9 protein-coding genes and 1 pseudogene are annotated in these 7,684 nt (G+C 54.3%); 8 read left to right on the plus strand and 2 right to left on the minus strand.

Annotated features, from left to right (window positions below):
- Positions 1–85 precede the first annotated feature (85 nt).
- From K8R57_09795 to K8R57_09830, 8 genes are all read left to right on the plus strand, one after another.
- Positions 86–667, plus strand: coding sequence for a hypothetical protein (locus K8R57_09795; GenBank protein ID MCE9588592.1), 582 nt, complete (start codon positions 86–88; stop codon positions 665–667).
- A gap of 135 nt (positions 668–802) precedes the next feature.
- A complete protein-coding gene (gene trpA / locus K8R57_09800) occupies positions 803–1,639 on the plus strand; it encodes a tryptophan synthase subunit alpha (GenBank protein MCE9588593.1) in 837 nt (278 codons plus the stop codon).
- 230 nt (positions 1,640–1,869) lie between these two features.
- Positions 1,870–2,676 carry a diaminopimelate epimerase gene (gene dapF / locus K8R57_09805; GenBank protein ID MCE9588594.1) on the plus strand — a complete coding sequence of 269 codons (807 nt, stop codon included), beginning with the start codon at positions 1,870–1,872 and terminating at the stop codon, positions 2,674–2,676.
- 77 nt (positions 2,677–2,753) lie between these two features.
- A complete protein-coding gene (dapA, locus tag K8R57_09810; protein ID MCE9588595.1) occupies positions 2,754–3,641 on the plus strand; it encodes a 4-hydroxy-tetrahydrodipicolinate synthase in 888 nt (295 codons plus the stop codon).
- A gap of 15 nt (positions 3,642–3,656) precedes the next feature.
- Positions 3,657–4,403 carry a 4-hydroxy-tetrahydrodipicolinate reductase gene (dapB, locus tag K8R57_09815; GenBank protein MCE9588596.1) on the plus strand — a complete coding sequence of 249 codons (747 nt, stop codon included), beginning with the start codon at positions 3,657–3,659 and terminating at the stop codon, positions 4,401–4,403.
- Between the two features lie 27 nt (positions 4,404–4,430).
- Positions 4,431–4,898, plus strand: coding sequence for a 2-amino-4-hydroxy-6-hydroxymethyldihydropteridine diphosphokinase (gene folK / locus K8R57_09820; protein ID MCE9588597.1), 468 nt, complete (start codon positions 4,431–4,433; stop codon positions 4,896–4,898).
- A 27-nt stretch (positions 4,899–4,925) separates the two neighbouring features.
- Positions 4,926–5,690 (plus strand): 3-methyl-2-oxobutanoate hydroxymethyltransferase, encoded by a 765-nt coding sequence (gene panB, locus K8R57_09825; GenBank protein ID MCE9588598.1) that lies wholly within the window; start codon positions 4,926–4,928, stop codon positions 5,688–5,690.
- A 3-nt stretch (positions 5,691–5,693) separates the two neighbouring features.
- Complete coding sequence (locus K8R57_09830; protein MCE9588599.1) at positions 5,694–6,596, plus strand: cation diffusion facilitator family transporter; 903 nt, start codon at positions 5,694–5,696, stop codon at positions 6,594–6,596.
- Positions 6,597–6,661: 65 nt separating this feature from the next.
- Here K8R57_09830 and K8R57_09835 read toward each other — a convergent pair whose 3' ends face one another.
- Both K8R57_09835 and K8R57_09840 read right to left on the minus strand, forming a co-directional pair.
- The gene (locus K8R57_09835; protein MCE9588600.1) at positions 6,662–7,099 is read right to left on the minus strand and encodes a type II toxin-antitoxin system VapC family toxin; all 438 of its coding nucleotides are present in this window, start codon (positions 7,097–7,099) and stop codon (positions 6,662–6,664) included.
- Positions 7,096–7,344 (minus strand): annotated as a pseudogene (locus K8R57_09840) (type II toxin-antitoxin system prevent-host-death family antitoxin). Before K8R57_09840 ends, K8R57_09835 begins: the two are co-directional and overlap by 4 nt.
- Positions 7,345–7,684 lie beyond the last annotated feature (340 nt).

The raw sequence follows: 7,684 nt of genomic DNA on the forward strand, positions 1-7,684 counted from the left end.
AGTAAGGATCACTGGACGATTTTTTAAGATAGCTTCTTTTCTTTGAACTTGATTCCTAAATCCGCGGATCGCAGGGTTCTGTGAGATGAGCGACAACGATGAATCCTCCGGTCGTTCCAAGGCCTGGATCTGGATAGGCTTGTTGGTGGGGATTCTGATTGTTTTGCTGACGGTTCCCTTCATGGCTATGGGAGTGGCATTGACGAAGGCTTGTTTCACGCCCCTCCATGGTCGGGAGACGAATCCTCCATCATCGCTTATGACGACGAATTCTTTGGTGGGCGGAGACGCATCTGGCCCCATGGGGAGTTTGCGGGCCAGCTTGGAGAGGGCGGCATCAAGCGCCATCAGGTTGCCTCAGTTAAACTCCAAAATGAAAGAGATACAGATTCTGGCGCCTCCTGCATCAATGACCAGAGCCACCAATGAGATTCATCACATCTTATCAGACCGCAAGCTCCAGTACGTGGAAGCTGTTGAGACTGACCGTATCCGCATCGTCGTCATTATCAAGAGTAAGGAATGGTCTGAGCTCTCGGGGAGTCTTCAGACAGCTATCCAGAAGGATGGATTCATCTATCGAGGGCCTAGCCAGACAGCTACCGTGGGTGATCAAGCTGACTCAATGGTCGCCGAGATCGAGATTATCAAGAGATCATCTGATTAGGTGGATTGGCTCTTGCGATCTTCCGTATTCCACTATTCATGACATATATTATCTGTAGTTATTGAATGGGGAAGATAATAGGGCCTACAGGATTGTTTTCTAACGCATTTGGCCTTTTGATCTCTTACTTCCTGCATGACTGCTAGCACTTCCAAACCTGTCCCCACTAATCGCATCGAAGCACTCTTTGCTCGCCTAAAGGCCGAGGGAAGGACCGCTATGATCGCCTACATCACCGGCGGCGACCCTACACTGAGCGCCTCGGCTCAGATCGCCATCGAGATGGAGAAAGCTGGAGTCGATCTCCTTGAACTCGGTATTCCCTTCTCAGACCCTCTGGCGGATGGAGCCACCATCCAGATGGCGGCTGGGCGCGCCCTGGCCGCAGGAGCCTCAGTCCCGGGGATCATCGATCTCGTCCGCGAGATCCGCAAGACCAGCCAAATCCCGATCGTCCTCTTTGCCTACCTGAATCCGGTCTATATCTATGGATTTGAGAAGTTCCAGAGAGATGCCATCGCGGCGGGTGCCGATGGCTTGCTGCTGCTTGACCTGCCGCCCCAGGAGGCAGCCAGGAATAACGAGCTCTTATCGGACCATGGACTGAAGGCCATCCGTCTGATCGCCCCGACCACTCCACCCGAGCGACTCAAGGAGATCACGGATGCTTCCGAGGGCTTTATCTATTATGTCTCCCGTGAAGGAGTCACCGGAGAACAGACCACCCTCTCGACCGATATTGCCGAACGGGTCGCCGCCATCCGTGCCCTCACGGAGGTGCCGGTCGCCGTCGGATTTGGCATTTCAAATCCTGAACAGGCAGCAACGGTCGCCGGACTAGCCGATGGAGTGGTCGTGGGCAGTGCCATTGTCCGCAGGATTGCTGAGATCGGCGATACGCCGGAACTGCCCGCTAAGATTGCTGACTTTGTCCGTCCCATTGCCGAGGCAGTTCATGGCACAAAAGGCTGACGTTTTTTAATCCGTATCTGGTTAAAATTTTTCCCGCAGCGGCGCTGAGACGCTGAGAACAATTCCCAAGCACTGCGATACTATGCGCGCCCATCTCACTAAAAGGGGAAATCCTCTCTCTAGCCAATTTCTTCCTTCGGCTGTTTTCTTAAAATTCTCTGCGCCGCGCCTCGGCGGGAGAATGCCCCTTCATCCTTTCCATTATGATCATTGCGAATGATACTTACGGGATGACTTTGGAGTTCACCAAGATGAATGGTGCCGGAAATGACTTTGTCATGGTGGATAACCGTGATGGCTCACGCAGTCTTTCCTGCGAGCAGATCGCGCGTCTTTGCGACCGTCACCGGGGCATCGGAGCCGATGGCCTGATCGCCCTCGAAGGCTCGCCGGAGCTACCCCGCATGCGCTATTACAATGCCGACGGCGGTGAGGCCGAGATGTGCGGCAATGGAGCCCGGTGTTTTTCCCGCTTTACAGCGAGACTGCTGGCCCTGACCGCCGGAAGTCTCTCCTTCCAGACCGAGGTGGGGATACTTGCGGCTGAACTCCTCCCTGATGACCGTGTCCGTCTCCGCATGAGCGAGCCTCACAGTCTTCAGTTGGCCCACTCGCTGCGTGTGTTGGATCGGGATTTGGAGGTGCATTCCCTGAATACCGGGGTTCCCCATGCCGTCACCTTCGTACAGAACCTCGAGGAGACCCCGGTCTTTGAGTTAGGCCGCGCCCTCCGCCAACACCAGCGCTTTGCACCAGCCGGGACGAATGCCAATTTCGTCAAGATTCTGGCTCCTGGCTCTCTGTCCATCCGCACCTACGAGCGCGGGGTTGAGGATGAGACCCTGGCCTGTGGTACCGGCGTTGTTGCGTCTGCATTGATTCATCATCATCTGTCTAAGGCCCCCTCTCCCATCTCTGTACAGGTTCGTGGCGGAGAGACTCTTGAGGTGGGATTCCAAATGCAAAACGGACAACCTGAAGCTGTGACCCTCGCAGGGCCAGCTGATTTCGTCTTTACTGGCAATGTGACCATCTAGGAAGACAAAGAGCCCATTGCTTCGTTTCAAAGCTCTAACCTTTCAACTTTCACTTTTCACCTTTCACTTCAGCTTCCATGTCTAAGATTTCCTTTGCTGGTGCCCATACTGCGCTTGTTACCCCGTTCAAGGATGGCACCCTTGACGAAGTTGCCCTCACTGCTCTCATCGAGACTCAGATCCAAGGTGGTATCTCCGGCATCGTGCCCGTGGGCACAACTGGTGAATCCCCCACCCTCAGCCATGAGGAGCACCGCAGGGTGATCGAGATTGCTGTTAAGGCAGCTGACAAGAGAGTACTGGTCATTGCCGGCACGGGATCAAATGCCACCTCAGAGGCTGTTGAGCTGACTATCGAGGCCGAGAAGCTTGGAGCTGATGCCGTCCTGTTAGTAGCTCCCTACTACAACAAGCCCTCTCCTGAGGGCCTCTACCGTCATTTCAAGAAGGTTGCCGACTCAGTCTCCATTCCGATCGTCCTCTACAGTATCCCGGGACGTTGCGGTATCGAAATCCCCGTATCGGTCGTAGTCCGTCTGCTAGGGGATTGTCCGAATGTGGTGGCGATCAAGGAGGCTGGAGGTAATGTCGAGCGGGTCCATCAGCTACGTGCTGCCCTTCCGCCTAGCTTCCAGATCCTCTCCGGTGACGACGCCCTAACATTTCCTTTTATGGCCGCCGGAGGGGTCGGTGTAATCAGTGTTGCCTCCAATATTATTCCCGCTGAGGTAACGGAGCTTGTTCAGAACTTCCTGAAGGGAGATCTGGCTAAGTCAGAGGAAATTCATACCCTCTACGCACCACTCTTCCGCGATCTCTTCATCGAACCCAATCCCGTACCTATCAAGACAGCACTAGCCGTCATGGGAATTTGCGCAGATGATGTCCGCCTTCCTCTTTGTGAGATGACTGCCGTCAATAAAGGGATTCTCTTGAAGACCCTTGAAGAGGGCAAGATTATCTAATTGCAACACTATACTATGAATAGACTTAAAGTTGTTATTTACGGATCTAAAGGAAGAATGGGGCAGGCCCTTATTGCCGCTGCCAAGGATATCCCTGCTCTGGAACTGGTGGGTACGATAGATACCGGAGAGTCCTTGGAAGCGATCGCTGGTTGTGATGCCCTCATTGATTTCACCCATGCCGATGCAACACTACCAGCTCTCAAGAAATGCGTTGAATTAGGCAAGATTATTGTCATTGGAACAACGGGACATTCTAATGATGTTCGTCAGGCGATCACTGAGGCCTCGGCAAAGATCCCTGTCATCTTCTCGCCGAATTATAGCGTCGGAGTGAATACCCTCTTCTGGCTAACCAAGAAGGCTGCCGAGATTCTCGGGCCCGATTACGACGCCGAGGTGATCGAAGTTCACCATCGCCTCAAGAAAGATGCTCCCAGCGGCACCGCCCGACGCCTAGTTGAAGTGCTGGATGAAGCCTATAACCTTGATTACGAAAAGGATACCCGTCACGGACGTTCCGGTATGACAGGCGAGCGTACCCAGAACGAAATCGGCGTACATGCAGTGCGAGGCGGCGATGTCGTTGGTGACCATACAGTCCTACTGGCAGCTCCTGGTGATCGCTTGGAGTTGATTCACCGGGCCTCTAGTCGAGAGACCTTTGCCCGAGGAGCTCTCCGCGCTGCCCTATGGGCCCGTGATACCAAGCAAAACCAGTCAGGCCTGTACGATATGCAGGATGTGCTCGGTTTACGCTGATCTTTCACGCTTCCAGGAGACCAGATTATGCGCGCCGGCATCGCCCTCGGCTCCAATCTGGGCGATAGAAATGCCATATTAAAAGAAGCAATCAGTCATCTCCGGAGTCTTCATGAGAAGGGTGAGTTCCTTGTCTCCAAGCTGCATGAGACCGAGCCGATCGACTGCCCTCCCGGATCGCCCCTCTTTCTGAATGCCGTGGTGGAGCTTGAGACATCCCTCGATCCGTTGATTCTTCTCCGGCGCCTACAGTCTCTCGAGATGGCATCCGGTCGGCCTGAATATCGAGGGATTAATGAACCTCGCACCCTTGATCTGGATATCCTGTATTGTGACGGATTGTCTCTGCGTCTCTCGGAGTTGGAGTTGCCTCATCCTCGAATTCCTGAGCGCGCCTTTGTTCTGACTCCCTTGGCTGAGATTCGGCCAGATCTTCAGCTTCCCGGATGGTCTCATACTTGCCTAGAATACTTATTAAATATTAGTAATAAATAGTCTTATATCATTAACCATCAATGCATAATGAATATAAAGGATAATTTAATTGCATCCAAGGCCCTGGGTCATCGCCAGGCATGGTTGACAGCTTACGACTACCCCTCGGCACGTCTTCTGGACGAGTCCGGAATCGATCTGATCCTGGTGGGAGATTCTCTGGGCATGGTTGTTTTAGGTCAAAAAGACACCATCGATGTTACCCTGGACGAGATCATCCATCACCTGAAGGCTGTCCGCCGAGGGGTCATGCATGCTCCCGTGGCAGCAGATCTCCCATTCCATACCTATCAGACTCCCGAACAAGCACTTGCCAGTGCAAGATTGCTCGTAGAAGCTGGTGCTGATGCCGTTAAGCTGGAGGGCCCCCTGCCTGATCAGATCGCCCTGCTTGTTTCGAATGGCATTGAAGTGATTGGACATCTCGGGATGCTTCCCCAGCATGTCCGTGAGGAGGGAGGTTACCATCGTAAGGGGAAGACCGAGTCAGAAGCCGAGGCTATCCTTCAGGCCTCCTTTGCTCTTCAGGCAGCCGGATGCTGCGCCCTGGTCCTGGAGATTGTCGAAGAGACTCTGGCTGGAGAGATAAGTAGACAACTGGACATTCCGACGATTGGTATCGGGAGTGGCACCCAATGTGATGGACAGATTCTCGTAACCCCGGATCTGCTGGGACTCCAGCCTTGGTTCCGCCCTGCTTTTGTCAAGCCGAAGGCTGATCTGGCCACTCCTTTCCAATCAGCAGTCCGAGAGTATATTCGGGAGACTAAAGAGGCTTTCAAAACTGAATAACGGATGAATGGTGATATCCAGCGCAAGGCAGCCGAGGGGCAGAAGGTGATTCTCACCGGCGTTCTGCTCAATCTGATACTCTCGACAGGCAAGATCGCCGGAGGACTTCTTGGGCGCTCCAACGCCTTGATTGCCGATGGTATCGAGTCACTTCTCGACCTCTTTAGTTCTCTGCTGATGTGGGCAGCCCTGAAATATGCCGCCAAGCCACCCGACGAGGACCACCCTTATGGTCATGGGAAGGCTGAGTCCCTTTCCTCTCTCATCGGATCGCTCGTTCTGGCCATCGCTGGAGCCCTGATCGCCCACAACAGCATCATCCAGTTGATCGCCGCCGCGCATGGTGCGCCCGTTCACCTCCCCTCCCCATGGACCCTGCTGATCCTAATCGGGGTGATTGCTCTCAAGGAGACCCTCTACCAGTTCATGGCCCGACGTGCCCGCAAGATTGGAAGCAATGCTCTCCTAGCGGATGCCTGGCACCACCGCTCCGATGCCGTAACCTCAATTGCTGCCTTCATCGGCATCTCGATTAGCCTACTCGGAGGCCGTGGTTATGAAGTGGCCGATGACTGGGCGGCCCTCTTCGCCTGCGTCGTGATCTTTTACAGCTCCTACAATATGTTGAAGCTCTCTCTTGGCGACGTGATGGATGCCCGGGTTTCTCCCGACGCTGAGAAGACGGTGATGAATATCACCTGCTCCGTTCCCGGAGTCATCAGCGCCGAGAAATGCCGCATCCGCAAGAGTGGCCTCTCCTACATCGCCGATCTCCACATCAGGGTTGGTGGCGACATCTCTGTCCGTGAGGGGCATGCCATCTCCCACCTGGTCAAGGATAAGCTGATGACTTCGGAATTACCTCTCGAAGATGTGACCGTCCACGTAGAACCCGAAGAAGGGTAGGAGTTGGACTCTTGGCGGAGATTGTTGCTGCTGCGCATACGCTACGGCGTACCGTTAGAGTTTTTTTAGGCCGACCCTTTTTTGAGTGTCCAGGGGTTCAGGACAGGTATCCCGCAATGACAAAAATCATCGGTATTACGGGTTGCCAGGGTCAGCCCATGAGAGAGTGCTGTCGCTGCAATCAGGCTGTCCATGGCAGGGAGTCGATGGCCGGCTTTTTCCGCATCGGCCTGCAGAGTTGCCCACACGCTCATTTCCTCTTCCCCTAGCGTCAGGATGCGCTCCTCAAAGGCCGGCAGCAGCTCTTCGGCAAGCCAGGCTTCCAGTTGCTGACGCTTTTTCCCACGGGGTAGCAGGAGGATCCCTTTCCGGATTTCCGCAGTGGAGATGACGCTGATAAAGCAAGAGCCGGCAGCTCGACGGGAGAGCCACTCCGCCACACAGGCGTCGGGGTTGCTCCTCGTCGCCTCGCTGAGGACATTGGTGTCGAGAAGATAGTTCACAGGGCTACCTTGCGGGGAAGCTCCTTGCTACGGCTGATCTGGAGTTCATTCAGGTCCATGGGGCAGGCCCTGAGGACCTCCCAGAGGGGTCGTTTGGACGCAGTCTTTTCCTGCCAATCAGACGCACTCACAATGACCACAAAGGGCTTGCCGTGTTTTGTCACGAGCTGAGGTGCTCCTTTGGCGGCTCTTCCCGCAACGAAGGAAAAGTGCTGTTTGGCGTCTTGGAGCTGGTGGGCGATCATAGGCGGAACCTCTCATATTCTGACCAGTCTGTCCAGAAGCTATTGTGGCAGTAGCTCTGCGGCATCCCTTCCTTTGCTTCCCCGGCCGTTACATCGCGCGTGCTTTCCGTGCCGTTTCCGTAACGAACCATAATCTACCCCACCATTCTCATCGTGGCTGGGGGAACCTCTTCATAGCAAACGCGTCCTGCAAGAAAATAGGTTCTTCATCAGTTAGCTTGGGAAATGGGATGGAAAAGAGTAAGTGGAGAGGATGGAAAGCACTGAATTATACGCGAGAGCGATAGGAGTTGAAACTCCGTGGAGGGTGAGGGAAGTGGAGATGGATATGGAGGGGAAA

It is taken from the genome of Verrucomicrobiota bacterium (genome assembly GCA_021413925.1).
GTDB lineage: Bacteria > Verrucomicrobiota > Verrucomicrobiia > Chthoniobacterales > UBA6821 > UBA6821.

Coding starts and splice junctions, on each gene's coding strand:
- dapB (MCE9588596.1), top strand. CDS start 3,657: ATGAATAGACTTAAAGTTGTTATTTACGGATCTAAAGGAAGAATGGGG.
- folK (MCE9588597.1), top strand. CDS start 4,431: ATGCGCGCCGGCATCGCCCTCGGCTCCAATCTGGGCGATAGAAATGCC.
- K8R57_09795 (MCE9588592.1), top strand. CDS start 86: ATGAGCGACAACGATGAATCCTCCGGTCGTTCCAAGGCCTGGATCTGG.
- dapA (MCE9588595.1), top strand. CDS start 2,754: ATGTCTAAGATTTCCTTTGCTGGTGCCCATACTGCGCTTGTTACCCCG.
- panB (MCE9588598.1), top strand. CDS start 4,926: ATGAATATAAAGGATAATTTAATTGCATCCAAGGCCCTGGGTCATCGC.
- K8R57_09830 (MCE9588599.1), top strand. CDS start 5,694: ATGAATGGTGATATCCAGCGCAAGGCAGCCGAGGGGCAGAAGGTGATT.
- trpA (MCE9588593.1), top strand. CDS start 803: ATGACTGCTAGCACTTCCAAACCTGTCCCCACTAATCGCATCGAAGCA.
- dapF (MCE9588594.1), top strand. CDS start 1,870: ATGACTTTGGAGTTCACCAAGATGAATGGTGCCGGAAATGACTTTGTC.